This is a genomic window from Pseudomonas cremoris, assembly GCF_014230465.1.
Map to the genome: position 1 here is coordinate 376,625 of NZ_JAAXCY010000002.1, position 26,462 is coordinate 403,086.

General features: G+C 61.4%; 22 protein-coding genes. 1 reads left to right on the forward strand and 21 read right to left on the reverse strand.

All coding sequences use genetic code 11. The features are described 5' to 3' along the window. Positions 1-52 precede the first annotated feature (52 nt). The 16 genes from dtd to hutC all read right to left on the reverse strand — a co-directional run bounded on the left by dtd (position 53) and on the right by hutC (position 18,248). Positions 53-490 carry a D-aminoacyl-tRNA deacylase gene (dtd, locus tag HF257_RS05235; RefSeq protein ID WP_185704781.1) on the reverse strand — a complete coding sequence of 146 codons (438 nt, stop codon included), beginning with the start codon at positions 488-490 and terminating at the stop codon, positions 53-55. Then, complete coding sequence (gene pip, locus HF257_RS05240) at positions 487-1,458, reverse strand: prolyl aminopeptidase (RefSeq protein WP_185704779.1); 972 nt, start codon at positions 1,456-1,458, stop codon at positions 487-489. Before pip ends, dtd begins: the two co-directional genes overlap by 4 nt. A 104-nt stretch (positions 1,459-1,562) precedes the next feature. Further along, complete coding sequence (locus HF257_RS05245; protein ID WP_185704777.1) at positions 1,563-2,492, reverse strand: alpha/beta hydrolase; 930 nt, start codon at positions 2,490-2,492, stop codon at positions 1,563-1,565. Between the two features lie 156 nt (positions 2,493-2,648). Beyond that, complete coding sequence (locus HF257_RS05250; protein WP_185704775.1) at positions 2,649-3,584, reverse strand: choline ABC transporter substrate-binding protein; 936 nt, start codon at positions 3,582-3,584, stop codon at positions 2,649-2,651. 198 nt (positions 3,585-3,782) lie between these two features. Further along, entirely contained in the window at positions 3,783-4,583 is an 801-nt protein-coding gene (gene hutG, locus HF257_RS05255; RefSeq protein WP_185704773.1) for an N-formylglutamate deformylase, read from the reverse strand. Between the two features lie 13 nt (positions 4,584-4,596). Then, positions 4,597-5,802 carry an imidazolonepropionase gene (gene hutI / locus HF257_RS05260; protein ID WP_185704771.1) on the reverse strand — a complete coding sequence of 402 codons (1,206 nt, stop codon included), beginning with the start codon at positions 5,800-5,802 and terminating at the stop codon, positions 4,597-4,599. Between the two features lie 15 nt (positions 5,803-5,817). Continuing rightward, the gene (locus HF257_RS05265) at positions 5,818-7,227 is read right to left on the reverse strand and encodes an amino acid permease (RefSeq protein ID WP_185704768.1); all 1,410 of its coding nucleotides are present in this window, start codon (positions 7,225-7,227) and stop codon (positions 5,818-5,820) included. A gap of 101 nt (positions 7,228-7,328) precedes the next feature. Beyond that, positions 7,329-8,867 (reverse strand): histidine ammonia-lyase, encoded by a 1,539-nt coding sequence (hutH, locus tag HF257_RS05270; protein ID WP_185704766.1) that lies wholly within the window; start codon positions 8,865-8,867, stop codon positions 7,329-7,331. Positions 8,868-8,886: 19 nt separating this feature from the next. Further along, the gene (gene hutH, locus HF257_RS05275) at positions 8,887-10,395 is read right to left on the reverse strand and encodes a histidine ammonia-lyase (protein WP_185704764.1); all 1,509 of its coding nucleotides are present in this window, start codon (positions 10,393-10,395) and stop codon (positions 8,887-8,889) included. Between the two features lie 137 nt (positions 10,396-10,532). After that, a complete protein-coding gene (locus HF257_RS05280; RefSeq protein ID WP_050572407.1) occupies positions 10,533-11,357 on the reverse strand; it encodes a quaternary amine ABC transporter ATP-binding protein in 825 nt (274 codons plus the stop codon). Next, complete coding sequence (locus HF257_RS05285; protein WP_012721776.1) at positions 11,354-12,205, reverse strand: ABC transporter permease; 852 nt, start codon at positions 12,203-12,205, stop codon at positions 11,354-11,356. The genes HF257_RS05280 and HF257_RS05285 overlap by 4 nt, the downstream gene beginning before the upstream one ends. A 72-nt stretch (positions 12,206-12,277) precedes the next feature. Next, on the reverse strand, positions 12,278-13,243 hold the full coding sequence (locus HF257_RS05290; protein WP_185704762.1) for an ABC transporter substrate-binding protein: 966 nt from the start codon (positions 13,241-13,243) through the stop codon (positions 12,278-12,280). Between the two features lie 69 nt (positions 13,244-13,312). Then, positions 13,313-14,761 carry a purine-cytosine permease family protein gene (locus tag HF257_RS05295; RefSeq protein ID WP_185704760.1) on the reverse strand — a complete coding sequence of 483 codons (1,449 nt, stop codon included), beginning with the start codon at positions 14,759-14,761 and terminating at the stop codon, positions 13,313-13,315. 143 nt (positions 14,762-14,904) lie between these two features. Next, on the reverse strand, positions 14,905-16,575 hold the full coding sequence (hutU, locus tag HF257_RS05300) for a urocanate hydratase (protein ID WP_185704758.1): 1,671 nt from the start codon (positions 16,573-16,575) through the stop codon (positions 14,905-14,907). A 405-nt stretch (positions 16,576-16,980) separates the two neighbouring features. Further along, positions 16,981-17,541, reverse strand: coding sequence for a HutD/Ves family protein (locus HF257_RS05305; RefSeq protein WP_185704756.1), 561 nt, complete (start codon positions 17,539-17,541; stop codon positions 16,981-16,983). Then, a complete protein-coding gene (gene hutC, locus HF257_RS05310; protein WP_185705371.1) occupies positions 17,538-18,248 on the reverse strand; it encodes a histidine utilization repressor in 711 nt (236 codons plus the stop codon). The genes HF257_RS05305 and hutC overlap by 4 nt, the downstream gene beginning before the upstream one ends. A gap of 147 nt (positions 18,249-18,395) precedes the next feature. Here hutC and HF257_RS05315 point away from each other — a divergent pair, with 147 nt between their 5' ends. After that, a complete protein-coding gene (locus HF257_RS05315) occupies positions 18,396-19,760 on the forward strand; it encodes a formimidoylglutamate deiminase (protein WP_185704754.1) in 1,365 nt (454 codons plus the stop codon). A 131-nt stretch (positions 19,761-19,891) separates the two neighbouring features. Here HF257_RS05315 and HF257_RS05320 read toward each other — a convergent pair whose 3' ends face one another. From HF257_RS05320 to HF257_RS05340, 5 genes are all read right to left on the reverse strand, one after another. Continuing rightward, positions 19,892-20,461, reverse strand: a complete 570-nt coding sequence (locus HF257_RS05320) for a lipocalin family protein (RefSeq protein WP_185704752.1) — start codon at positions 20,459-20,461, stop codon at positions 19,892-19,894. Between the two features lie 30 nt (positions 20,462-20,491). Beyond that, positions 20,492-20,746 carry a hypothetical protein gene (locus HF257_RS05325; RefSeq protein WP_017138621.1) on the reverse strand — a complete coding sequence of 85 codons (255 nt, stop codon included), beginning with the start codon at positions 20,744-20,746 and terminating at the stop codon, positions 20,492-20,494. Between the two features lie 176 nt (positions 20,747-20,922). Beyond that, positions 20,923-21,933 (reverse strand): class 1 fructose-bisphosphatase, encoded by a 1,011-nt coding sequence (locus HF257_RS05330; RefSeq protein ID WP_185704748.1) that lies wholly within the window; start codon positions 21,931-21,933, stop codon positions 20,923-20,925. A gap of 109 nt (positions 21,934-22,042) precedes the next feature. After that, positions 22,043-23,392 carry a DUF3999 domain-containing protein gene (locus HF257_RS05335; RefSeq protein ID WP_185704746.1) on the reverse strand — a complete coding sequence of 450 codons (1,350 nt, stop codon included), beginning with the start codon at positions 23,390-23,392 and terminating at the stop codon, positions 22,043-22,045. Then, positions 23,392-26,442, reverse strand: a complete 3,051-nt coding sequence (locus HF257_RS05340; protein WP_185704744.1) for a DUF2339 domain-containing protein — start codon at positions 26,440-26,442, stop codon at positions 23,392-23,394. Before HF257_RS05340 ends, HF257_RS05335 begins: the two co-directional genes overlap by 1 nt. Positions 26,443-26,462: the final 20 nt, after the last annotated feature.

A 26,462-nucleotide genomic window follows, 5' to 3' on the forward strand; every position in this document is an offset into this window, starting at 1 on the left:
ATTTGTAGCGAAACCCTGCGTTTTTAGGCATTAAAAGTCGTTTTTAATACAATCACGTCTGTAGGAGGAAGGTCACAGGGCCATCATTGACCAAATGCACCTGCATATCGGCGCCAAAACGCCCCGACGCCACCTTGCCATGCAATTGTTGCGCTTGTAACAACAAGTGGTCGAAAAGCGCCGCTCCCAGGGCCGGCGGGGCCGCTGTGGAGAAGCTTGGCCGTAGCCCGCTCTTGGTATCCGCCGCCAGCGTGAACTGCGACACCAGCAACAAACCGCCACTCACGTCCTTCAGCGACAGGTTCATCTTGCCCTCGTCGTCGCTGAACACCCGATAGTTAAGCAGCTTGTGCAGCAGTTTGTCGGCGCTCTCGGGGGTATCCGAAGGTTCAACCGCCACCAGCACCAGCAAACCCTGGTCAATCGCGCCGACGATTTCGCCCGCTACCTCGACGCGGGCGCCACGCACCCGTTGCAGCAGGCCCTTCATGCTTCTTCAGGCGGCAGGTCGAGCAAACGGCGGGCCATTTGGCTGGTCGCGCGCACCAAGGCATCGGTGATACCGGGTTCGGATGCCGCGTGGCCAGCCTCGCGGATCACCTGCAACTCGCTGTTGGGCCAAGCCTGGTGCAACTCCCAAGCGTTATCCAACGGGCAGATCATATCGTAGCGCCCGTGGATGATTACGCCAGGCAGATGGGCGATCTTGTGCATATCGCGAATTAGCTGGTTGGGCTCCAGGAAGGAATTGTTGGTGAAGTAGTGGCACTCGATCCGTGCGATGGACAAGGCGCGCTGCGGCTCGGAAAACCGCTCCACGTGCTGCGGGCTCGGGCATAGGCCCAACATGCGCCCTTCCCAACCGGACCAGGCCTTGGCCGCATGCATCTGGGCGATCTGGTCGTTGCCGGTGAGGCGCTTGTGGTAGGCCGCGACCATGTCGTGGCGCTCGTCCAGCGGGATTGGCGCGAGGTAGTCCTGCCAGTAATCCGGGAACAGGCGGCTGGCGCCCGCCTGGTAGAACCACTCGATGTCCTGCGGGCGCGCCAGGAAGATGCCGCGCACGATCAAGCCATGCACACGCTCGGGATGGGTTTGCGCGTAGGCCAGTGCCAGGGTCGAGCCCCAGGAGCCGCCAAACAGCACCCACTTGTCGATGCCCAGGTGCTCACGGATGCGCTCCATATCGGCGACCAAGTCCCAAGTGGTGTTGTTCTCAAGGCTGGCACGCGGTGTGGAGCGCCCGCAGCCACGTTGGTCGAAAGTGACGATGCGGTACAGGTTCGGATCGAAATAGCAGCGGCTCTGGGCGTCGCAACCGGCGCCAGGGCCTCCATGGATGAATACGACGGGCAAGCCTTCGGGGGAGCCGCTTTCATCGACGTACAGGGTATGGGTGTCGTCGACGGCCAGATCGTGCCGGGCGTAGGGTTTGATCTGCGGGTACCAAGTCTGCATTGCGCGCTCCGTAGGGGGTCGGGTTCATCCCTGGGGGGACGTCGATTATTTTTGCCGTCTGGCACTATAAACCCGAATTGTGCAATGAGCATGTCCTTGAGCGCTTAGACCTGTGTCATCCCTTCGCTCCTCAGGTAATCCAGCAGGTAGTCGTAGAGCCGGTCTACCTCCGGCACCTGGCGCCGCGCCCGCAGACAACCGTGGACCAGGCCCTTGCCGGGGTAGAGCAACGTGGTCACGCCAGCCGCTTGCAGGCGTTCGGCGTAAAGCATGCCGTCATCACGCAGCGGGTCGAATTGGGCCACGGCGATAAAAGCCTCTGGCAGACCGCTGAAATCCTTGGCCAGCAACGGCATGGCGTAGGCCGACGGTTTCTCGGTGCCCAGCAGGTACAGCGCCAGGTAGCAGTCGGTGTCGGCGCTGCTGAGTAGCGGTGCATCCATGCAATCGCGCCGCGATGGCAGATCAGCCGGACCACCCAGGCCTGGGTAGACCAGCACCTGGGCTCTCGGTAGCGGTTGCCCATCGTCCCGCAACCCCAGGCACAACGCCGCCGCCAGGTTGCCGCCCGCACTGTCGCCCGCCACCACCAGGCGTTGCAGGTCGATGGCGTATGGCCCCTGCCCGGCCTGGATTGCCTGCCACACAGCGCGGCAATCGTCGTAGGCGGCTGGGAAAGGGTGCTCGGGGGCTAGCCGGTAGTCGATGGCGATGACCAGCACCTGCAAGGTATTGGCCAGCTCGAAACAGATGAAGTCGTGGGAATCCAACCCGCCGACGACCCAACCGCCGCCGTGCATATATAGAAGACAGGGCCAGCCGTTGGGTGGCGTCGGGGTAGTGGGCAGGTAACTGCGGACGTTGACGCCGGCCAGGCAGAAGTCTTCGATTAGCAGTCCTTCCGGGCGTGCGGGGGTGAATACCTGGCACATACGGTCATAGTTCTGGCGTAAACCGGCCAGGGATGAGTCGTCGCTGGTGAAGGATTCGGTTTTGGCGACAAAGGCGGCAAGCTGCGGAGAAATCGGATACATACGCGAATATCCTGAACGCTGAAAATCTAAAAATGTGGGAGCGGGCTTGCTCGCGAATGCGGTGTATCAGTCGCACATGAATCGACTGTCACGACGCCTTCGCGAGCAAGCCCGCTCCCACATTTGTCCGGTGTTGTTGAGTCTGACAAGCACGACTCAAGGTTTTAGGCTGGCCTGTATAGCTTCTACACCGTCCTTGCCATCAAACGCCGTGACCCCGGCCAACCAGCGTCGCAAGTCCTCGGGATGATCACGTAACCATTGCTTCGCTACGTCCTGGGGCGACTGGCGCTCCATGATCGGCACCATCAACTGGCTTTCCTGGGCGGCGGTAAACGTGAGGTTTTCCAGCAAGCGGTTGGCATTCGGGCAACGCTCGGCGAAGTCGGGCGCAGTCACCGTAGACACGGTGGCGCGGCCTTCGTCGGGACCGAATACATCTTCGCTGCCGGTGAGGTAGGCCATCTTCATATTGATGTTCATCGGGTGCGGGGTCCAACCGACGAACACCACGAACTCCTTGCGGTTCACCGCCCGCTGCACGGCTGCCAGCATGCCCGCCTCCCCTGAGGCCACCAGCTTGAAGCCGCCGAGGCCGAAGTGGTTGGTATCGATCATTTTCTGAATGTCGGTATTCGCGCCGCTACCGGGTTCAATGCCATAGATCTTGCCGCCCAGCTTGTCCTTGAAGCGGGCAATATCGGCAAACGTCTTCAACCCCGCATCGGCCACGTATTGCGGCACGGCCAGGGTGGCCTGGGCATCGGCGAGGCTAGGCTTATCGAACACCTTGACCTGCTTGGCCGCCACGAACGGTGCAATGTTGTTGTCCATCGCCGGCTTCCAGTAGCCGAGGAAGATATCCAGGCGCTTGTCGCGAATACCGGCAAAGATGATCTGCTGCACGGCGCTGGTCTGCTTGCTGTCGTAACCCAGGCCATTGAGCAGCACATCGGCCATGCCGGAGGTGGCGATCACGTCCGTCCAGCTGACCACGCCCATGCGGATGTTTTTGCAGGAGGCCGGCTCGGCGGCCATGACTTGCGCACTGAGCAGTGCGGCACCGATGAAGGGCAACAACAGTTTTTTCATGGGGATGGGCTCACTCGGCTGTTTTTATTTCACAACCTTACGCAGTGAGACCTTGGTTAACACGAACTGTGGCGACGGGCAGTTGCACTGGGGCGACTGTGGGGCCGTCTTCGCGAGCAAGCCCGCCCCCACACTTGACCGAGTTCCAACTTTGGAATGCAGTCAAATGTGGGAGCGGGCTTGCTCGCTAAAGCAATTTCAGCCGTAACGCTTCTGCCCCCAGGCTAACAACCCTTCCAACAACTGCTTCAACACCACCCGCGTCGGCTCGGCCAGGTCTGCGCGGTACCGGAACGGCTCAAACTCTTCCATATACGTGCACTGGCCCAGTTCCAACTGCACCGCATGAATATCCTGCGCCGGGTTGCCGTAATGCCGGGTGATATGCCCACCCTTGAAGCGCCCGTTAAGCACATGGGTGTACTGCGGATGCTCGGCGCAAATGGCTTCCAGTTGGCTGGCCAATTCGGGATCACACGCGGCGCCGTTGAAGGTGCCGAGGTTGAAGTCCGGCAACTTGCCGTCGAACAGGTGCGGGATCACCGAACGGATCGAGTGCGCATCGAACAGCAACGCGTAGCCGAACTCGGCCTTGAGCCGCGCCAGCTCGTTTTGCAGGGTCTGGTGGTACGGGCCCCAGATGCGTTCAAGGTAGGTCGCGCGCTCGGCCTTGCTCGGTTCCAGGCCCTCACGGAACAACGGCACACCGTCGAACAGCGTGGCCGGGTACAGGCCAGTGGTGGCGCCGACGTACAGCGGTTTATCGTCGGACGGCCGGTTCAGGTCGATCACGAACCGCGAGTACTCCGCCGCCAGGGTGCTTGCACCCAACGCTTCGGCAAAGTCATACAGCGTGGGGATGTGCCAGTCGGTGTCCGGCAGGCTTTGGGCCTCGGGGATCAACCCGGATTGCACGGTGGGTGTCAGGCGCAGGCCGGCGTGGGGCATGCTGATCAGCAGCGGTACGCGGCCTTGTTTGAAGTTCAGAACCTTATCCACAGCAGTATTCCTCTCAAACCGTGACGTCGGCGCCATGGCGCACGACGCGTTTATCCAGCTCGCCACCCAGCCAGTAGGCAAGGTCAGCGGGACGATCAATCTGCCAGGCGACGAAGTCCGCAACCTTGCCCACTTCCAGCGAACCATGGGTAGCGCCCATGCCCAGCGCGGTGGCGGCATGTTGCGTAGCACCGGCCAAGGCTTCTTCCGGGGTCATGCGGAACAGGGTGCAGGCCATGTTCAGCATCAGGCGCACCGACAACGCCGGCGAAGTGCCGGGGTTGAGGTCGCTGGCGATGGCGATCTTCACGCCGTGCTTACGCAGCGCTTCCATGGGCGGCAATTGGGTTTCGCGCAAGAAGTAGAACGCGCCCGGCAGCAACACGGCGACAGTGCCGGAGGCGGCCATGGCGATGGCGTCTTCTTCGGTCATGAACTCCAGGTGATCCGCCGACAGCGCGTGATAACGCGCAGCCAGGCTGGAGCCGTGCAGCGACGACAGCTGCTCGGCATGCAGTTTCACCGGCAGTCCCAGTTGCTGCGCAACCTTGAACACGCGCTCCACCTGTTCGGTGGAAAACGCCAGGTACTCGCAGAACGCATCCACCGCATCCACCAGCCCTTCCGCCGCCAGGGCCGGCAGCATGTCGGTGCAGATATGCTCGATGTAGTCGTCGGCGCGGTCCTTGTACTCCGGTGGCAACGCGTGAGCCGCCAGGCACGTGGCACGCACGCTGACCGGCAGCGCTTCGCCGAGACGGCGTGCCACCCGCAGCATCTTGCGTTCGTTGGCCAAGTCGAGGCCGTAGCCGGATTTGATTTCCACCGTGGTCACGCCGTCGCGCAGCAAACTGCGCAGGCGTTTGTGGGCGCTTGCGAACAGTTCATCTTCGCTCGCCGCACGGGTGGCGCGCACAGTGCTGGCAATACCGCCACCCTTGGCTGCGATTTCGGCGTAGCTCACGCCTTCGAGGCGTTGCTCGAATTCGCCGCTGCGATTGCCACCGAACACCGTGTGGGTGTGGCAGTCGATCAGCCCGGGGGTCACCCACGCGCCTTGCAGGTCATGCACCTGGGCATAGTCTGCCGTTGGCACTTGGCTGCGGGGGCCGATCCACTCGATGAGCGAACCGGCTGTGACCATGGCGGCATCCTCGATGATCGAGTATTTACCCTGGGCCATGGTTGCGACGTGGCAGTGTTGCCAAAGCGTTTTCATCAACGCCTCCCTGAATTAACGATGAGACAAAGCCGGGTCATAGTGGACCTTGGCCGCTTGCCCGGCGGCGGGTTTTACCCACAGCAGGTAGGCAACGACCAGCAGCACGATCCATATGGCACCAACCAACAAGGCTGCCTGAGTGTCCGGGAAGTAACCCAGCACGCCAAACACGAACAGCATGAACACGATCGCCGCGGCTGGCGCATAGGGCCAGAACGGTACCGGGAATTTCAATTCAGCCACCTGCTCAGGCGTCATGGAGCGGCGCATGGCGACCTGGGTGAACAGAATCATCAGCCACACCCACACGGTGGCGAAGGTGGCAATCGAGGCGATCAGCAAGAACACGTTTTCCGGGATCAGGTAGTTGAGCACCACACCACCCAGCAGCGCCGCGCCCATGACCACCACGGTCATCCACGGCACACCTTGCTTGGACAACTGGGCAAAGCCCTTGGGCGCCTGCCCCTGCTGGGCCAGGCCGTACATCATGCGGCCGGCGCCGAAGATGTCGCTGTTGATGGCCGAGACCGCCGCCGAGATCACCACGATGTTGAGGATGGTGGCCGCCGAGCCAATCCCCAGGTTGCTGAAGATCTGCACGAACGGACTGCCCTGGCTGCCGATCTGCGGCCACGGATAGATGGCCATCAGCACAAACAGGGTCAGCACGTAGAACAACAGGATACGCAGCGGCACGGCGTTGATTGCCTTGGGGATCACGCGTTGCGGGTCCTTGGCTTCACCGGCAGTGATGCCGATGATTTCGATGCCGCCAAAGGCAAACATCACCACGGCGAACGAGGCGACCAGGCCACCGACGCCGTTAGGCATGAAGCCGCCGTGGGCCCATAGGTTGCTGAGGCCACTGGCCTGGGTGTCGCCGGCAGAATGAATACCGAACAGCATGATGCCAAAGCCGCCGAGGATCATTGCGACGATGGCGCCTACCTTGAGCAACGACAGCCAGAACTCCATTTCGCCAAACACTTTGACGTTGCACAGGTTCAGGCCACCGATCAAAAACACAATGCCGAGTACCCACACCCAGCGCGCGACTTCGGGAAACCAGAAGCCCATGTAGATGCCGAAGGCGGTCACGTCGGCCAGGCAGACGATGATCATTTCAAACGCGTAGGTCCAGCCGAGGATAAAACCGGCCAAGGGGCCCAGGTAGGTGCTGGCGTACTGGCCGAACGAACCGGACACCGGATTGTGCACGGCCATTTCACCAAGGGCGCGCATCACCATGAACACGGCGGCGCCGCCGATCAGGTAGGCCAGCAGCACAGCGGGACCGGCCATCTGGATAGCTGAGGCAGACCCGTAGAACAGCCCGGTACCAATCGCGGAACCGAGTGCCATAAAGCGAATATGTCGGGCGCTTAGGCCGCGTTTCAAACCCTTTTCTTGCTGGTGCATTTCTCGTCCTTAATTATTTTTATCCTGAGAAAATTCGAATATGCAGAAGATCAAGTGTGGGAGCTGGCTTGCCTGCTCCCACATTGGAGCCGTGTAGCGGCTTAGAGGCTTGGCAGCAACTTGGCCGATACCAGCTCATTCAGGCAGCGGCTGGCGAGCAGTTCGCTGGCGGCGTTGATGTCCGGCGCGAAGAAGCGGTCCTTGTCGTAGAACGCGACTTTGCTGCGCAGAATGCCGCGCGCTTTTTCCAGCTTGGGCGAGGTTTTCAGGCCTTCGCGCAGGTCCAGGCCTTGGCACGCGGCCAGCCATTCCACGGCGAGGATGCCACGGGTGTTCTCGGCCATTTCCCACAGACGCTTGCCCGCAGCCGGCGCCATGGAGACGTGGTCTTCCTGGTTGGCGGAGGTCGGCAGGCTGTCCACGCTATGGGGATGGGCCAGCGCCTTGTTCTCGCTGGCGAGTGCGGCGGCGGTCACCTGGGCGATCATGAAGCCGGAGTTGACCCCGCCGTTGCCCACCAGGAATGGCGGCAACTGGGACATGTGCTTGTCCATCATCAGCGAGATGCGGCGCTCACTCAGCGAACCGATTTCGGCGATAGCCAACGCCATGTTGTCAGCGGCCATGGCCACCGGTTCGGCGTGGAAGTTACCGCCAGAGATCACGTCACCTTCGGCGGCAAACACCAGCGGGTTATCCGACACGGCGTTGGCTTCCACGACGAGCACTTCGGCCGCCTGGCGGAACTGGGTCAGGCAGGCGCCCATGACTTGTGGCTGGCAGCGCAAGGAGTACGGGTCTTGCACCTTGTCGCAGTTCTGGTGCGACTGGGACACCTGGCTGCTTTCACCCAGCAGGTCGCGGTAGGCCGCAGCCGAATCGATCTGCCCACGCTGGCCGCGCGCCGCATGAATACGTGCGTCGAACGGCGAGCGCGAACCCAACACTGCTTCCACGGTGAGGCCGCCACACGCCAAGGCGCCCGCGAACAAATCTTCGCCTTCGAACAGGCCACGCAGGGCGTACGCGGTGGACACCTGGGTGCCGTTGAGCAGCGCCAGACCTTCCTTGGCGGCGAGGGTCAGCGGCGCAAGGCCGGCGACTTTCAGCGCCTCGGCGGCTTCCAGCCATTCACCTTTGTAACGCGCCTTACCTTCACCCAGCAGGACCAGGGACATGTGCGCCAACGGCGCCAGGTCACCGGAGGCGCCCACCGAACCTTTCAAAGGAATATGCGGGTACACCTCGGCGTTGATCAGTGCGATCAGCGCGTCTATCACCTGGCGACGAATCCCGGAGAACCCACGGCTCAGGCTGTTGACCTTGAGCACCATGACCAGCCGCACCAGCGCGTCGCTGATCGGCTCACCCACGCCAGCGGCGTGGGACAGCACCAGGGAACGCTGGAGGTTTTCCAGGTCTTCGCTGGCGATGCGGGTCGAGGCCAGCAGGCCGAAACCGGTGTTGATGCCGTAGGCGGTGCGGTTCTCGGCGAGAATCTGCTCCACGCAGGCAACACTGGCTTCGATCTGCGCCGTGGCGCTGTCATCCAGACTGAGAGTCACCGGCTGCTGGTAGATGGCCCGCAGTTGGGCAAGGCTCAGTTGGCCTGGAATCAGATTTAGCGCAGTCACATTCATACTCCTTTGAAATTGTTATTCAGTGCAGATTCGGTAAGGCAGTGGCTTTGAGCAAGGTGGCGGCAGCTGCAATATCGGGTGCCAGCCAGCGGTCCTGCTCATAGGCCGGGACCACTTCACGCAACAAGCGCCAGGCACGGTCGGTGCCGACGCCAAAACGCTGGTCCTTGAGAAACTCAAAGGCCTGGGCGGCCAGCAAATATTCGATGGCGAGGATCTGGGTGACGTTGGCCAGCACCGAGTACAGCTTCAGCGCGGCACTCGTGCCCATGCTCAGATGGTCTTCCTGCAGGCCCGAAGTGACGAAGTTATCGAGCACCGCGGGTTGCGCCAGTTGGCGGTTTTGCCCGCACAGGGAGGCGGCGACGTACTGCACGATCATCATCCCGGAGTTGACCCCGGGGTTGCTCACCAGGAACGCCGGCAGGCCGCTGACGTGAGGGTTGATCAGGCGGTCCAGGCGACGCTCGGCCACCGAGCCGATTTCGGCCATGGCAATGGCGAGCATGTCTGCCGCCAGTGCGACCGACTGCCCGTGCGGGTTGGCCTGGGACACGACGCGGTAGTTGTCTGGAGTGCCGAGTACCAGCGGGTTGTCGGTGGCGCTGTTGAGTTCGGTCTCGACCTGGCGAGTGGCGTGCTCTACCTGGTCGCGGGCTGCACCGTGGATCTGCGGGATCGAGCGGATGCTCAGCGCGTCTTGGGTACGAATGCCTTTGCTACTGGCGATCACTTCACTGCCGTCGAGCAATGCACGTAGGTTCATCCCCACGAGTTGCATGCCGGGGTGCGGCTTGAGGGCGATAATTTCTTCGTCGAACGCATCAATCTGGCCACGCTGCGCTTCGAAACTCATCGCGCCGATCACGTCGGCCCATTGCAGCAGATGATGCGCGTCGGCCAGCGCCAGGCTACTCAGGCCGGTCATACACGGCGTGCCGTTGACCAGGCACAAGCCGTCTTTGGCACCCAGCACCACCGGCTGCAAGCCTTCGGCGCTCAAGGCCTGTTGCGCCGGGACGATCTGGCCCTTGTAGCTCACGTTGCCCACACCGAGCAACGCCACGCCGATGTGGGCCATGTGGGTCAGGTAACCCACCGAGCCCTGGGACGGCACTTGCGGCGTAATGCCGTGGTTGAGCAGCGCCAGCAGCGAGTGCACCACCTGCGGATGCAGGCCGGATTTGCCGTGGCTGTAGTTGATGATGGCCGCGCAGATGATCGCGCGGGTTTGCTCATCGCTCAGCACCGGGCCCACGCCACACGCGTGGCTCAGCAGGGTATTGCGCGACAGTTGGCTCAGTTGTTCGCCCTTGAGCGACACGTTGCACAACGCACCCAGCCCGGTGTTCACGCCGTAGGCGCGTTCGCCGCTGGTGACAATGCGCTGCACGATAGCCTGGGCATTGTCGATGCGCGCCCAGGCCTGGCCCGAGAGTTCGAGGACCGCGCCGTGGCGGGCCACGGCGACTACGTCCTGCCAACGCATAGGGGCGTTGGCGATGATGATTTTTGTTGGCTGGGACATCTTCATACCTTTCTTAACTCTTGCGCAGCCTTACCGGCCTCTTCGCGAGCAAGCCCGCTCCCACATTTGGAATGCATTTCCCCTGTGGGAGCGGGCTTGCTCGCGAAGAGGCCAGCCGGCTCACCACACAATCCGGATCAAACCACCGCCGCCCGCCGCTGAACAAACCGGTCCACATACTCATCCGCCGGCGAATGCAGGATCTCGCGCGGCGTGCCGACCTGGATCAGCTTGCCGTCCTTGAGAATCGCGATGCGGTTGCCGATGCGCACGGCCTCGTCGAGGTCGTGGGTGATGAACACGATGGTTTTGTGCAGGGTCTTTTGCAGCTCCAGCAACTGGTCCTGCATCTCGGCGCGGATCAACGGGTCGAGGGCGCTGAACGCTTCGTCCATCAGGATGATGTCGGTGTCCGCCGCCAATGCGCGGGCCAGGCCGACACGCTGGCGCATGCCGCCCGAGAGCTGGTGCGGGTATTTGTTTTCGTACCCCTTGAGGCCCACGGTTTCGATCCAGTGCAGGGCGCGCTCGGCGCAGACCTGCTTGGTTTCGCCGCGCACCTTGAGGCCGTAGGCAACGTTATCGAGCACGCTCTTGTGGGGCAGCAGGCCGAAGCTCTGGAACACCATGCTGATCTTGTGCCGACGGAATTGGCGCAGGGCTTCCATGTCCAGCTGCAGGATGTCTTCGCCGTCCACCAGGATCGCGCCACTGGTAGGGTCGATCAGGCGGTTGAAGTGGCGCACCAGCGTGGATTTGCCGGAACCCGACAGGCCCATGATCACAAAGATCTCGCCGGTGCCGATGCTCAGCGACAAGTCGTTCACGCCGACCACGCAACCGGTTTCGGCCAGTACCTGGTCCTTGGTCTTGCCCTGGCCGATCAGCGACAGCGCGTCCTTGGAACGGGCGCCGAAGATCTTGAAGACGTTTTTAACTTCAATTTTGCTGACAGTAGTCATTTGCTCGCCTCATGCCGTGGACGACCATAGGCCTGGGTAATGCGGTCGATGACCACTGCGAGAATCACAATCGCCAAGCCGGCTTCGAGGCCACGGCCGACGTTGAGGGTCTGGATGCCGACGAGCACGTCTTCACCCAAGCCACGAGCGCCGATCATCGAGGCGATCACCACCATCGACAGCGCCATCATGGTGGTCTGGTTGATACCGGCCATGATGCTGGGCAGTGCCAGCGGCAGTTGCACGCCGAACAGTTGCTGCCAACGGTTGGCACCGAAGGCATTGATGGCTTCCATGACTTCGCCATCGACTTGGCGAATACCCAGGTCGGTCAGGCGAATCAGCGGCGGCGCGGCGTAGATCACCGTGGCGAAAATCGCCGGGACCTTGCCCAGGCCGAACAGCATCAATACCGGGATCAGGTACACGAAACTCGGCATGGTTTGCATGATGTCCAACAGCGGCATCAACACCGAGCGCAGGCGATTGCTGCGCGCCGAGAGAATGCCCAGCGGAATGCCGATCAACACCGAGATCACCGTGGCCACCATCATCAAGGCAAGCGTCTGCATCAGCTTGTCCCACAGGCCAACCGCGCCCACCAGGAACAAGAGGCCGACGATCACCGCCGTGGTCACCACCTTGCGGGTGGCGTGCCAGGCGACAGCGCCGACGATGGCCAGCATCAGCCACCAGGGTGCTGCGCGCAGCAGCCCTTCCAGGTTGACGATGGCCCATAACAGGGTGTCGGAGATGTGCCGGAACACATCGCCGTAGTTGGTGACCAGTGAGTCCACCCAACCGTTGACCCAGTCGGCGATGGAAAACGTAAAACTCTCAGGAAACATATCGTGCTCTCGATCCAATGGGTTGTGGCCAGGCGCCCGGCCAACCCATCAGGGTAGCCGGGCACGCTTGACCTACAAGGCCGCGTCGATTTTCTTGGCTGCGTCGTCGCTCACCCATGCGTGCCAGACTTCAGGATGTTCCTTGAGGAAAATTTTCGCCAGTTTTGGCGACTCAATTCGCTCTTTGGCCATGCGACCGAGGTTCTGGTTAAGCAGGTCGATGGGTAGGTTGACCTTTTCCAGCACGGCCACCAATTCCGGGGCCTGCTCGTGGAAGGTCTTGGACAGACCGACCTTGATGCTCACGGTTTTATCCACGCCGGGTTTTTCTTCCAGCTTGACCAGGTCGACCTGGCCCATCAGCGGAGTTGGCGACCAGTAATAGAACAGGATCGGCTCGCCACGCTTGTAGCTCGACAGCACTGCCGCATCCAGCGCCGGGCCAGTGCCTGGGCGGAAGTTGGTGTAGGTGCTTTCCAGGCCGTAACTTTTCAGCATCTCGGTGTTGTCCAGCTCGCAGGTCCAACCGGCTGGGCAGTTGTAGAAACGGCCCTTGGACGGTTCTTCCTGATCCTTGAACACCGACGCGTACTTGGCCAGGTCGGCGATGCTTTTCAGGTCCGGCGCCTTGGCTTCCAGCTTGCGCTTGGCATCGCCTTCGATCACGTAGCGCGGTACGTACCAGCCTTCGACCGCCCCTACCACGGGCGCGCCGACACCGACGACTTTGCCGGCCTTCTCGGCCTTGTTCCAGACTTCGCTGCGGCCCACCCACTCTTCGGCAAACACTTGGATGTCGTTGCTGCTCAGGGCGTTTTCCATGGTGATGGAGTTGCCCGGCAGGCTGTCGGTTTTGCAGTCGTAGCCTTTTTCCAGCACGGTTTGCAGGATGTCGGTAAGCAGCATGCCGCTTTCCCAGTTCAGGCCTGCGAATTTCACCGGCTTACCGGACTCGCACCAGCCGGCCGCTTGGGCGCCGACAGAAGCCAGCACGCCCGCAGAGAACAGTGTGGCCAACAAGGTTTTATGCATTTTCATTGTTGTGACGCTCCCAATCTTGAAATGGATTACGGCAGTCAGTAGGCATCCTGCCCTGTCCACGTCCCATCAGGCCTGTGCAGCCAGCCCGTTTGTCGTCGTTGGTGCAGCGCCCTGCTCTACCGGCAGGATCAGGTGTTCAGGAATTGCGCCGTGCCACTTTTTCGCGGCCCAGTAGTAAAGCGCCGCCGGTACCACCAGACCGATGATCCAAGAGATATCGGTGTCGCCAAGGCTGGCGACCAGGGGGCCGGTGTAGAAGTGCGTGGAGATGAACGGCATCTGGATCAGCACGCCGAACACATAGATGCTGATGCCCATCACGTTCCAGCGACCGTAGCGACCGTTGGGGTTGGACAGCGCCGGAATGTCGTAGCGCTCCTTGGTGATGCAGTAGAAATCCACCAGGTTGATCGCGCTCCACGGAGTGAAGAACGCAAGCAGGAACAGGATGAACGCGGAGAAGTCCTTGAGAAACGAGTCCTTGCCCAACAGCGCCAGCGCAGCAGCAATCGACACCATCAGGAAGATGTACAGCAGGCGCACCGCACTCGAGATGTGCCGGCTGCCACGAAAACCGCTGATGATCGTCGCGATGGACATGAAGCTGCCGTAGGCATTCAGGGTGGTCACGGTGACCTTGCCGAAGGCGATGCTGAAATACAGCAGCGCCGCGACAACCCCGGTACCGCCCAGGCTGACGATGAACGACACTTCGTGGTGGGCAAATTGCGTACCCGCCAGGGCCGCGGCGAACACGCCAAATACCATCGACGCCTGCGCACCGATCACCGAACCCAGGCCAACGGCCCAGAAGGTTTTCGACGCGGACGTGCTACGTGGTAGATAGCGCGAGTAGTCCGCCACGTAAGGGCCGAACGCAATCTGCCACGACGCCGACAACGAGATCGCCAACAGAAAACTGCTGAGGGAAAAGTGCTTGTTGCCCAGCAGCGCGCCAACGTCGTTACCTGCCAGCAATTTATAGAACAGGTACACAAACGCGATGACGCCGAGCACGCTGGCCACGCGCCCTATGCCGTGGATGACGCGATAGCCGAAAATGGTAAACACCATGATCAAGCCTGCGAACAACACGATGCCGACCCAGTCTTCCACGTGCAGCAACTGCGCCACCGCTTGCCCCGCCAACAGCGAACCGCTGGCGGAAAAACCGATGTACATCAGGCACACCAACACCAGCGGGATCACCGCGCCATACACGCCAAACTGCACGCGGCTGGAGATCATCTGCGGCAAACCCAATTGCGGACCTTGCGCGGCGTGCAACGCCATCACGCCACCGCCCAGCAGTTGGCCGATCAACAGACCGATCAACGACCAGAACACATCACCGCCTAGCACCACGGCCAAGGCCCCGGTGACAATCGCAGTGATCTGCAGGTTGGCACCCAGCCACAGGGTGAACTGGCTCAATAGACGACCATGTCTTTCCGCTTCCGGGATGTAGTCGATCGAACGCCTTTCGATCAACGGGGTGGTGTCATTTGCAGCCATGGGTGTTCAACCTCTGATGGATTGTTTTTGTGTGCAACGCCGATCAAATGTGGGAGCGGGCTTGCTCGCGAAAGCGGTAGGACAGCTGGCGATTCCGGCGACTGGCACACCGTATTCGCGAGCAAGCCCGCTCCCACATAGGGTTATTTGATCATCGGGAGGTTGAGGCCCTGCTCTTTGGCGCAATCGATCGCGATCTGGTAACCCGCATCGGCGTGACGCATGACACCGGTAGCCGGGTCGTTATGCAGCACACGGGCAATGCGCTCAGCCGCTTCATCGGTACCGTCGCAGACGATGACCATGCCGGAGTGCTGCGAGAAGCCCATACCCACGCCGCCGCCGTGGTGCAGCGAAACCCAGGTCGCGCCGCTTGCGGTGTTGAGCAGGGCGTTGAGCAGCGGCCAGTCGGACACAGCGTCGGAACCGTCCTGCATGGCTTCGGTTTCGCGGTTCGGGCTGGACACCGAACCGGAGTCGAGGTGGTCACGACCGATCACGACCGGTGCCGACAGCTCGCCGCTGCGTACCATTTCGTTGAATGCCAGGCCGAGCTTGGCGCGTTGGCCCAGGCCAACCCAGCAGATACGTGCCGGCAGGCCCTGGAAGCTGATGCGCTCGCGCGCCATGTCCAGCCAGTTGTGCAGGTGGGCGTCGTCCGGGATCAGCTCTTTGACCTTGGCGTCGGTTTTGTAGATGTCTTGCGGGTCGCCGGACAGTGCTGCCCAGCGGAACGGACCGATGCCACGGCAGAACAGTGGGCGGATATAGGCCGGTACAAAACCTGGGAAGTCGAATGCGTTTTCCACGCCGACTTCTTGCGCCATCTGGCGGATGTTGTTGCCGTAGTCGAAGGTCGGGATGCCTTGTTTCTGGAATTCCAACATGGCTTTGACGTGAACGGCCATCGACTGCTTGGCGGCCTTGATCACTTCGGCCGGCTCGGTCTTGGCGCGGGCGCGGTATTCGTCCCAGGTCCAGCCGGCAGGCAGGTAGCCGTTGAGTGGGTCGTGGGCGCTGGTCTGGTCGGTAACCATGTCCGGGCGCACACCGCGCTTGACCAGTTCCGGCAGAATTTCGGCCGCGTTGCCCAGCAAGGCGATGGAGATGGCCTTGCCTTCCTTGGTGTACTTGGCGATGCGCGCCAGGGCGTCGTCGAGGTCGGTGGCTTGCTCGTCGACATAGCGGCTGGCGAGGCGGAAGTCGATGCTGACCTGCTGGCATTCGATGTTCAGCGAGCAAGCGCCAGCCAGGGTCGCGGCCAGAGGCTGGGCGCCGCCCATGCCGCCGAGGCCGGCGGTGAGCACCCAACGGCCAGTGAGGTCGCTGTTGTAATGCTGGCGACCGGCTTCGACGAAGGTTTCGTAGGTGCCCTGGACGATGCCTTGGCTGCCGATGTAGATCCAGCTGCCGGCGGTCATCTGGCCGTACATGGCCAGGCCCTTGGCATCCAGTTCGTTGAAGTGCTCCCAGCTGGCCCAGTGCGGTACCAGGTTGGAGTTGGCGATCAGTACGCGTGGAGCGTTGCTGTGGGTCTTGAACACACCAACCGGTTTGCCGGACTGCACCAGCAGGGTTTCGTCGTCATTCAGGTTAGTGAGGCTCTCGACGATCTGGTCATAGCACTCCCAGTTACGCGCCGCGCGGCCGATGCCACCGTACACCACCAGTTCCTTCGGGTTCTCGGCCACTTGTGGGTCGAGGTTGTTCATCAGCATGCGCAGCGGCGCTTCAGTCAGCCAGCTTTTGGCGGTGAGCTTGTTACCGCGGGCGGCGCGGATTTCAACGTCACGGTATTTTGTAGGCTTGGTCACAGCTAAGACTCCTCGGCGATCGATGCGCGAACATTGATGGTGCGAAGGAGAGTCTTACGCACACATCTTTACTTGTACATACAAGCATATGCAATCAAGCGGCCAACTTGTTGAGGACGTTGTTGAGATTTTTTGGGAAAGGGGGCGCGAGCCTTGGAAATTAAGGCCTTTGGACTTGATGAAATTTCTTACAGAGGTTGTTGGTCGTGCAGAGGGGTTGTAGCGAAAGGAAGGTTTTGCGCCACGCTGGGGCATTCGGTAACAAATTGGTGCGGAGGCGGGAAACAGATTTTGTGAACACCACAAAGCAAATGTGGGAGCGGGCTTGCTCGCGAATGCGGTGGATCAGCCAGCTCATCTGGCACTGATACACCGTATTCGCGAGCAAGCCCGCTCCCACAGGTGTTAACCGAGTTGGGTCAGTTCGATAATGCAGCTGCGGCCGCTGACGGAAATATCCAGCAAGCCAGTGTTACCGTCGACTTGCAGGCAGTCGTGGTGACCGAGCTTGTGCTCCAGCACCTTCACTTCATCCGCCACGCTAAACACCAACACCGTCTGCGCGGTGGTGAAAAAGCGCTGTTCGCCATCAATCCACTGCAACCGCGCGTGATACCGCGCTGGCGAATAGATCAGGTTGAAGTCACGGATCGGCCCGGTGATGAGGCGGCATGAGACCTGGCTGTCACCCTTGAACGCGAACGCTTGCAGCGGTAACAACCCGCGCTGCTCCTCGCCATCGACGGTCAATACCATGCCCGCGCCCTGGATTACGGTGATCACCCGCTGGTAGCCGGCGAACGTGGAGAAGCCACCCGACTCGGCGATATCAGCAATCGACAGGCGCCAGCCAAAGCCATCCAGACCCGCACCGGCGTCACGGGTGATCTCTTCGGTGCTGCCACCGCCGTTTTTCCACGGCATGCGCACGTAGTCAGCGGCGCGCCAGACTTTCACTTCACTCATTTGCTGAAACGTCCTTCCAGGCTGTGACGGGAACCGGGGTGGATCAAGCGCGCAGCGGTCACCGGCTGGCGGCCGGACCAGGTGCGTCGGCGAATCAACAGGCACGGTTCGGTGGGTTCGATCTGCAACAGCGCGCACTCGGACGCGTCGGCCAGGATCGCCTCGACCACGTGCTCGCCTTCTGTAAGCGGCGCCACCTGGTTCAAATACGCGTAAGGCGTCTGTTGGGTGAAATCCTGTTGCAGGTATTCCGGGGCGACCAGGGCGTTGACGAAGCGGTCTTCGATTTGCACGGGAATATCGTTTTCGAAGTGCACGATCAACGAGTGGAACACCCGCCCGCCTTCACGCATTTCCAGGGCAACGGCGCGTTCGGAACCGGCGGCCTCTTCGCCCAAGGTAATCACCTGGCATGTGTGCCGATGACCGCGGGAGGCGATCTCATCGGCAATGTTGTGCACTTCAAACAGCGCCGACTGGCTCTTGGGCTCGGCGACGAAAGTCCCCACGCCTTGCATGCGCACCAGCAGACCTTCGGCGGTGAGTTCACGCAGGGCGCGGTTGATGGTCATGCGGCTGAAACCCAGCTCGCTGACCAACTCACTCTCGGAAGGGACGCGGTAATGGGGTGGCCAGTTGCCGTTGAGAATCTGCTGGCTGATCATCTGTTTGACGCGGGCATACAAGGGCGCCGGACTTTCGTCCATGTGGGCAGCCAGCGAAGAGTTGGCGGGCGGAGTCGGCACGGGGAATCCTTGCAGAGGGAAAAGATGCGTAGATTGCCGGAGTTTACCGAGCAGGCAAACGTCTGTATATGTATATACAAATAAACACACGACCGGGGTGCCTTGATCATGTCCGCTTTCTTTGCCGAACGCGCACTGCTGCCTAATGGATGGGCCAATGATGTACGTCTTGAAGTCAGCGCCGATGGCCTGCTGACAAAGGTTGAGGCCAATGCCAGCTTCGAAGGCGCAGAACGGCTGAGAGGCCCGGTTTTGGCGGGCATGCCCAACTTGCACTCCCATGCATTTCAGCGCGCGATGGCGGGCTTGGCCGAAGTGGCCGGTAACCCGAATGACAGTTTCTGGACCTGGCGCGACCTGATGTACCGCATGGTTGGCAAGATCAACCCAGAGCAACTTCACGTCATCGCCCGCCAGCTGTATATCGAAATGCTCAAGGCCGGCTACACCTCGGTGGCCGAGTTTCACTATGTGCATCACGACGTCAGCGGCCAGCCGTACGCCGATCGCACTGAGCTGTCGCGGCAAATCAGCCAGGCGGCCACCAGCAGCGGTATTGGCCTGACGTTGCTGCCGGTGCTCTATACCCATTCCGGGTTTGGCGGCCAGGCGCCGAATGACGGCCAGCGTCGGTTTATCAACAGCACTGAGCACTATCTGGACCTGCAGGCGCAGCTGAAACCCATCCTGGCCGCACAACCTGCGCAGCAACTGGGCCTGTGCTTCCACTCCCTGCGCGCTGTGACACCGGAACAAATCCAAGCCGTGCTGGCTGCCAGCAACAAGGCTTGCCCGGTGCATATCCACATCGCCGAACAGCAAAAGGAAGTCGACGACTGCCTGGCCTGGCGCGGCAAGCGTCCGCTGCAATGGCTGTACGACAACGTTGAAGTCGATGAACGCTGGTGCCTGGTGCATGCCACCCATGCTGATACAGATGAGGTGACGCGCATGGCCAAGAGCCGCGCGATTGCCGGTTTGTGCCTGACCACCGAAGCCAACCTGGGCGACGGGATTTTCCCAGCCGTGGACTTCCTGGCGCAGGGTGGACGCATGGGCATCGGCTCCGACAGCCATGTGTCATTGAGCGTGGTGGAAGAGTTGCGCTGGTTGGAGTACGGCCAGCGGCTACGGGATCAGCGACGCAATCGCTTGTATCGCAGCGATCAGCCGATGGTCGGGCGCACGTTGTTTGATGCGGCCCTGGACGGCGGCGCGCAGGCGCTTGGGCAACCGATTGGTCGATTGGAAGTGGGCAAACGCGCGGATTGGTTGGTGCTGGACGGCAATGATCCGTACCTGGCAACGGCCACAGAAGATGGAATTCTCAATCGCTGGTTGTTTGCTGGCGGGGATCGGCAGGTGCGCGATGTGCTGGTGAACGGGAAATGGGTGGTGCGCGATGGGCATCATGCTGGCGAAGAAAAAAGCAGCCGGGCGTTTACCCAGGTTTTAAGAGATTTGCTGAGCTGACTGGCGACACATAACAAATGTGGGAGCGGGCTTGCTCGCGAATGCGGTGGTTCAGTCAGAACATCTGATACTGATACACCGTATTCGCGAGCAAGCCCGCTCCCACATTTTGATCGGCGGTAGCCTCAGGTTTACTGCGAAGTCTTCGCCATCTCTTTGTCCGACGTACGCCAGATCAGTCGCGTGGTGTCATACCCCTGCTGCCGCGCCCTGCTCAGCAGGTCTTCGCGGGTGTCGGTGTTGACGGTCGGTGTACGCGACAGTATCCACATATAGCGCCGGTTAGGGCTGCCGACAATCGCGGTCTTGTAGTCATCACTGACGTACAACACCCAGTAGTCACCCTTGGCAACACCCGGTAGCAGCGAGGTAAACCAGTTATTGAATTCCACCCAGAGCTTGTCGGTCTTGCCCGGCACTTGCGGGGTGGCGGTGCCCTTGGCTTCTTCCCACTTCCATTCGGTCGTCAGGCACCGGTTGAACACCGACATGTCGCCATCAGGCAGCAAGGTGTAGCGGGCTTCGGACTGTGCGCAGTTGCGCTGGAAGTACATCGGCAATCGGGCCAACTCATACCAGGTGCCCTGGTAACGCTTGAGGTTGACGTTGCTCGCTGTCTTGGGTTGCAGATCATCGCCAGAATGGCTGGCGCAGCCCGCCAAAAACAGGCTGGCGCAAAGGAACAAAACAAAACGCATCATTCTTCTTCTCCCGCAGGCTCGCGCCCCGGTTTACTTCAGGCCTTGCCCGGAAAACATCAGAACTTTGTCACCGGCGTATTGCACGCTGATAAAGCTGTTTTTATCGCCCCACGTGCAACTGGACATGCCCAGTGCGCCGGAGCAATCGGTCGGCTTACCCAGCAACGACTCCACCTCGGCCTTGGCCATGCCGGCCGACAACTTCGCGTAGTTTTCTTGGTTGACCTTGCTGCACGCGGCCAATAGCACGCAAAAAGCCAGCAGGGAGAGACGGCGTAAAGACATGGAAAAGCTCCTGGAGAGACAAGCAGCTGGGGTATCTGCCAGAAGCTTAGAAGGGAAAAGAGGTGTCTGGTTCCCGATGAGCAAAAACAAAAAAGCCCCGAAAACGCTGAAACGTTTCGGGGCTTCTTTTTAAGGTGATCCGGCTCACAACAACGCGGATAACCTATCGCTGCAATTTACTGCTTGTGATACGCCGTCACGCGCTCGACTTCTTCCTTCGAACCCAGGAACACCGCCACACGCTGGTGCAGGCCTTCAGGCTGGATGTCGAGGATGCGCTGGTGGCCGTCGGTGGACGCGCCGCCCGCTTGCTCAACCAGGAAGGACATCGGGTTGGCTTCGTACATCAGGCGCAGTTTGCCCGGTTTGGAGGGCTCGCGGCTGTCACGTGGGTACATGAACAGGCCGCCACGGGTCAGGATACGGTGCACGTCAGCCACCATCGCTGCCACCCAACGCATGTTGAAGTTCTTCTTCAACGGGCCTTCTTCGCCTGCCATCAACTCGCCGACATAGCGGGTCACCGGCTCTTCCCAGTGGCGCTGGTTAGACATGTTGATCGCAAATTCCTGGGTGGACGCAGGAATGGTGATGTCTTCGTGGGTCAGCACGAAACTGCCCATCTCGCGGTCCAGGGTGAAGCCTTTGACGCCATCGCCCAGGGTCAGTACCAGCATAGTCTGTGGGCCGTAGATCGCGTAGCCGGCAGCAACCTGCTGGGTACCAGGCTGCAGGAAGGCTTTTTCGTTCAGCGCTTCGTTCTGGCTCAGATATTCGTTCGGGCAACGCAGTACCGAGAAGATGGTGCCAACCGGTGCGTTGATGTCGATGTTAGACGAGCCGTCCAGTGGGTCGAACACCAGCAGGTATGCGCCTTTCGGGTATTTGCCCGGGATCTGGTAGGCATTGTCCATTTCCTCGGACGCCATGCCGGCCAGGTGACCGCCCCATTCGTTGGCTTCGAGCAGGATCTCGTTGGAGATCACGTCGAGCTTCTTCTGCACTTCGCCCTGCACGTTTTCAGTGCCCATGCTGCCCAGGACACCACCCAATGCGCCTTTGGACACGGCGTGGCTGATTTCCTTGCAAGCACGCGCCACCACTTCGATAAGGAAGCGCAGATCGGCAGGCGTGTTGTTGCTGCGGGTCTGCTCAATCAAATAGCGACTCAAGGTAACGCGGGACATGTAAGGCTCCGGAGAATGGGGGGCTTAAAAACCCGCGCAGTTTAGCGCGAGTCGGGGCGTATTTCCTCCTATCAGAGGATTTAAACCCAATAGAGTTCATGGACTTTATTTAACGTGCCACCGGCGGCTTGCGCAGCAAACTGTAGGCCATGGCGCCCAATGCCGCCACGCCGAGCAGCAGCACGGCCCAAAGCCCGAGCTTTTTCCAGTTTGTTGCGGCGTCCACCGCCGCTACAACAGCAGGCGAAGTGAACGCTACCTCTCCGTCTACCTTGGCCAACCCCAATGTAGTGAGACGCTCGGCTTTGTAGTCCGGAATCAGCGTCGAAAGCGGCAGGTTCGCTGCCCTGGCCGACGCATTCCCCAGCGCGAGGCTGAACGGCGGCTCGCCCCGCGCCAGGAACACCAACTGCGTGGCACGTACGGCAAACCGCAAGGCCGGCGCTTCGATGCCCAGGCCGCCGCCGCGCTCGTCCACCTGCAACTTGAGTTCGGTGACGGTCTGTCCAGGCAGCTGCAATTGGTCCTGCACCACGTCCCGGCCGTCCTGGGTCAGGCGGTACAGCAAACCATTGCTCAGGGGTTGCCACGCCTGCTTGTCGTCCCGACGCCCAGACAGCGTGACTGGCGCCAACGTGTTGGGCTGTTTCAGCTCGATACGCAGACGCTCGATGCTCAGCGCGGCAGGCAATCGCCAACTGTATTCCCCCGCCTTGAGCCGCGCCCCCGCCAGCGGCTGTGACCACACCAACGGCAGCGGCAGGCTGCTGCTGGTGGCGCTCGCCAGTTTGGCTGATGTCAGCAGTGGCGCCGCCTGGCCTTGCCACACCAGGCGCAGGTACCGCGCCGATTGCCCAGGCAAGCTGACGTCGTGCTGCTCCACCCGCTCGTCGGCAAACGACAAACGCGCCACTTGCCCATCGCCCCAGGCCTCCCAATGCTGCAGGTCGTTGCTGGCCTCAATGCTGAAACGCTGGAAACCGTCCCTCTCATGGCTCCAATCGAGGGTCAGTTGCTGCAACGGCACCTTGATCGCACTGGCATCCAGCACCCAACCGCGCAGCACTTGCTGGCCGTTGACCGAGGACGGGCGAATCTCCAGCAGTGTGCCGTCGGTGGTGGCTTTCATCACCACGCCCGGCAAGGCTTCGTGGGTATCGGCGGCATACAGCGGGAACCACTTCACGTCGGTGACGTTGCGGCTTTCGGTGCGTTGCGAGGCTTGTCGCGACAACGCATAAGCCTGCGGTTCACCCGCCGCGTTGAATACCCGCACGTCACTGAGATCTGCCTGGCGGGCGTTCAATTGCACCGCCAATGGCAATTCCAGGCGATACCAGGGGCCGTTGCCACTGATGGCCAAAGGGACGTGAGTCGCGAAATCTGCCGGTGTTTCTTGTGCATGCACCGCTGAACACAGGATCCATACGGCCAACCCACTCAGACTCACTTTGCCCATCAAGAAGGTGCTCCCTCGGTTTCAACGCGCTTGGGCGGCAGCGGCGCAAAGTAACCCACCACCAGCAACAACCCACCCACCCCAATAAACGACACGATCCGCGCCAACCCGCCACGGTTGCTCAACTCGACAAAGAACAGCTTGGCCACCACCACGGCAATCAGCGCCGCACCGATCAGCCACACTTCGCGACGGCGACGCAAGTGGCCGCCGATCATCAGGCCGAGGGCGATCAGCGTCCACACGATCGACAGACCGGCTTGCACCAACATCGACTCGAGCAACGCATCCAGCTGGAACGGCACACCGCCCCAATGGTGTGCGGTGCGCATGACCAACGCGGTAAAGAATGCAAACAGCGAGAGCCCCGCCACACCTTGGGCGATCAATTCAGCCTGCGGCCCGCGCTGCGGTGCCACGCCTCGCGACCACAGGTAGATGCCAAACAGTGCGAACAACAGGCCCACGTCCAGAGGATTGAGCAGCGGCAGATAAGGCAGCGGCTCGGCCGTACCGTCACTGAAGATAGTTGCCAGCCAGAACCAACCCAGCATCAATACCGCCAACGGCAACGCTGCGAGTACGCGGTACTCGTGCGGATACGCCGACACCGGCCACGGCCAACGGCGCGGCGCAGCGGCCAGCACCAGGTACAGACTCGGCAGAATCGCCCAGCCCAGCCAGCGCCAGGCGTTGTATTCGCTCGACAGCATGAGCAGGCCGTAACGTAGATCCAGTGCCAACACGCCGATCAACATCCAGCAGCCCAGTATGTGCGCCGCGCTCAGCACCTTGGCGGGCAGCAGCGCCGCCAAACGTCGCAGCGAGACGAAATGCACGCCAAACACCGCCAGCCAAGCCAGCCAGCCGAACTGCGCTGCCGGGTGGTAGTACCCATCCCATGCGCCCAACAGCACCAAACCTGTTGCCGGCATCAGCAACGTAGCAGCCACCCCCAGAGCTACCCAGCACAGGCGCAGCGCAAGCACCGTCCAGAGCGCCGCGCTCAATGCAGCGGCGAGCAACAACAACGTGGTGTGCAACGTATAGGGCGCCGAGCCAACCACCTCGCTGACCCAAGCCAGCGCCCACCACGCAACACCCCAGGCCAACAGGGCGTTGGACAAACGGCCACGCGGCAAGCGCCAGGCGCCCGTCAATGCCGCCAACGCAATGATCAGCGGTGTCCACAGATGGGCCACCGGGTCGAGCAGGAACAGCCCACCGGCGAGCAACTGCACGGAGACGCCACAGCGCACCATCGCTTGCGAGCCAATTCGGTGGCCTGCCCACAGCGTCGCAACACCGGCCACCGCCCAACTGATGACACAACCCTGGGTCGACAGTAGCAGCGGCGCCAGCAAATACGCGCAGCCCAAACCAAGGGCAGCCAACCAAGGAGCGCCCACGCGCTCCCAATGCCGCGTCTGCTCCGACGTTGCCTTGTGAACTTGATAAAACGTGAACAGCAGCGCCGCACCAAGCAGCAAAGCGCTCAACGGCGGACCTTCCAGCAAGGTGTCCTGGCCACTGCGCAACTCACTGAGGAATGCGAGCAGCGACCCCAGTTGCAGCAACAAAGCGAATATCCGCGCCATCGGTTTGTGCTGGCGCAAGCCCAGCCAAAAAATCCCCGCGCCCTCAACGGCCCACGCCGCAGCGGTCCAGCGCGCATCAAGGCCCAACGGAATGGCCAGGCTGGCGAAAATCACGCCAAGGGCCAGGCAGGTTTCCCCCAGCAACGCAGCGCGGCCGCCACTGAGCAATCGGGCCAGCACCATGTAGATAATGCCCAGGCTCAATGCACTGAAGGCGGCGCCGAACTCCAGATGCTGCACCAACGCGAACTGCAGTCCAAAGCCCACCAGCGGCGGCCCGAACAGCAAGGTGCCGTCGACATAATCACCCTTGCGCAGTTGCGCCCCCAGGCTGTCGCCCGCGTCCGCCTCCATCAGCTTGCGCCGGGCATACAACAGGCCGATACCCAGGTACATCACAAAGAACAGCACCAGGAAGGGCTCGGTGCTCCACAACAATTCCGGTGTATAGCCGCGTGCGCCCCAGGCGAAGCCGATGCCAAAGGTGCCGACAAAACCGATCACATTGAGCAGGCGCCAGGCCTTGAACCAGGCGATGGCGAGGATGCCGGCATTGAGCAACGCAAAGTAGCTGAACAACGCCACGTGGCTGCCAGCACCAGTGGAGGCGAGGATCGGCGCCGCAAAACCGCCGAGCGCCGCCGCGCAGGCCAGCCCCAGCGCATTCTGGGCAATGGCCAGGATCGCCGAGAACACCGTAACCGCCACCAGCAAACCAAACGCAGCACCGGGGTCGATCAACGGGTGCAGGCGCATCGCCGCGAACACCGTGAGGTACAGCACGGCGATCCCGGTTCCTTGCAGCATCAACCCATAGTTGCTGTTACGCAGGCGCAGCCACCAACCCAGGCCCAATAGACCAATGGCCGCCGCCGCCACACCGGCGTAGCGCATTTCAATCGGCACCACCATGCCTTCGGTGGCATAGCGCAACAGGAACGCCAAGCCAAGGAATAGCAGCACCACACCGACCCGCAGCACGGTGTTGCCACCCAACAGCCAGTTGCGCGCAGCAGCGAAGGCGCGCTCGATCAGGTTGGGGCCACGAGGGATGGCAGGCTCTTTGGCAGGCGGCGTCGATGTCCAGGCGTCGTGTGGCAACGGTTGGCTGGCTTCGGCGGCAATGGCAACCGGCGCCAATTCAGCCGGCAACTCCCAGACAAGGTCAGGAACCTTGGGGGCTGGTGCGGGTTCAGAAATGGGGGATTCGACAATGACACTGCTTGTAGCGACTGGCACTTCCAGTTGCCGCAAGCGGTCACCCAGCGCGATCAGCGCCTTCTGCGTGGTTTCCAGCTGACCTGCTTGCTTGTCCGCCTGAGCCGACAGCTGCGCCAGGCGAATCGCCTGGCCAATGCCCAGGCCCAGCAGTGCACCGACGCCTGCGTCGCTGAACGACTCATCGAGCGTCCAGCCGAGCACGAGGCCAATCAGCATGAAAATCCATTGCATGGTCGATATTCCCTAAGCAA

What these genes read in the sequence shown, in the direction of transcription:
- dtd (WP_185704781.1), bottom strand. Translation starts at nt 490, where the DNA reads ATGAAGGGCCTGCTGCAACGGGTGCGTGGCGCCCGCGTCGAGGTAGCG.
- pip (WP_185704779.1), bottom strand. Translation starts at nt 1,458, where the DNA reads ATGCAGACTTGGTACCCGCAGATCAAACCCTACGCCCGGCACGATCTG.
- HF257_RS05245 (WP_185704777.1), bottom strand. Translation starts at nt 2,492, where the DNA reads ATGTATCCGATTTCTCCGCAGCTTGCCGCCTTTGTCGCCAAAACCGAA.
- HF257_RS05250 (WP_185704775.1), bottom strand. Translation starts at nt 3,584, where the DNA reads ATGAAAAAACTGTTGTTGCCCTTCATCGGTGCCGCACTGCTCAGTGCG.
- hutI (WP_185704771.1), bottom strand. Translation starts at nt 5,802, where the DNA reads ATGAAAACGCTTTGGCAACACTGCCACGTCGCAACCATGGCCCAGGGT.
- HF257_RS05265 (WP_185704768.1), bottom strand. Translation starts at nt 7,227, where the DNA reads ATGCACCAGCAAGAAAAGGGTTTGAAACGCGGCCTAAGCGCCCGACAT.
- hutH (WP_185704766.1), bottom strand. Translation starts at nt 8,867, where the DNA reads ATGAATGTGACTGCGCTAAATCTGATTCCAGGCCAACTGAGCCTTGCC.
- hutH (WP_185704764.1), bottom strand. Translation starts at nt 10,395, where the DNA reads ATGTCCCAGCCAACAAAAATCATCATCGCCAACGCCCCTATGCGTTGG.
- HF257_RS05280 (WP_050572407.1), bottom strand. Translation starts at nt 11,357, where the DNA reads ATGACTACTGTCAGCAAAATTGAAGTTAAAAACGTCTTCAAGATCTTC.
- HF257_RS05285 (WP_012721776.1), bottom strand. Translation starts at nt 12,205, where the DNA reads ATGTTTCCTGAGAGTTTTACGTTTTCCATCGCCGACTGGGTCAACGGT.
- HF257_RS05290 (WP_185704762.1), bottom strand. Translation starts at nt 13,243, where the DNA reads ATGAAAATGCATAAAACCTTGTTGGCCACACTGTTCTCTGCGGGCGTG.
- HF257_RS05295 (WP_185704760.1), bottom strand. Translation starts at nt 14,761, where the DNA reads ATGGCTGCAAATGACACCACCCCGTTGATCGAAAGGCGTTCGATCGAC.
- HF257_RS05305 (WP_185704756.1), bottom strand. Translation starts at nt 17,541, where the DNA reads ATGAGTGAAGTGAAAGTCTGGCGCGCCGCTGACTACGTGCGCATGCCG.
- hutC (WP_185705371.1), bottom strand. Translation starts at nt 18,248, where the DNA reads ATGGACGAAAGTCCGGCGCCCTTGTATGCCCGCGTCAAACAGATGATC.
- HF257_RS05315 (WP_185704754.1), top strand. Translation starts at nt 18,396, where the DNA reads ATGTCCGCTTTCTTTGCCGAACGCGCACTGCTGCCTAATGGATGGGCC.
- HF257_RS05320 (WP_185704752.1), bottom strand. Translation starts at nt 20,461, where the DNA reads ATGATGCGTTTTGTTTTGTTCCTTTGCGCCAGCCTGTTTTTGGCGGGC.
- HF257_RS05325 (WP_017138621.1), bottom strand. Translation starts at nt 20,746, where the DNA reads ATGTCTTTACGCCGTCTCTCCCTGCTGGCTTTTTGCGTGCTATTGGCC.
- HF257_RS05330 (WP_185704748.1), bottom strand. Translation starts at nt 21,933, where the DNA reads ATGTCCCGCGTTACCTTGAGTCGCTATTTGATTGAGCAGACCCGCAGC.
- HF257_RS05335 (WP_185704746.1), bottom strand. Translation starts at nt 23,392, where the DNA reads ATGGGCAAAGTGAGTCTGAGTGGGTTGGCCGTATGGATCCTGTGTTCA.
- HF257_RS05340 (WP_185704744.1), bottom strand. Translation starts at nt 26,442, where the DNA reads ATGCAATGGATTTTCATGCTGATTGGCCTCGTGCTCGGCTGGACGCTC.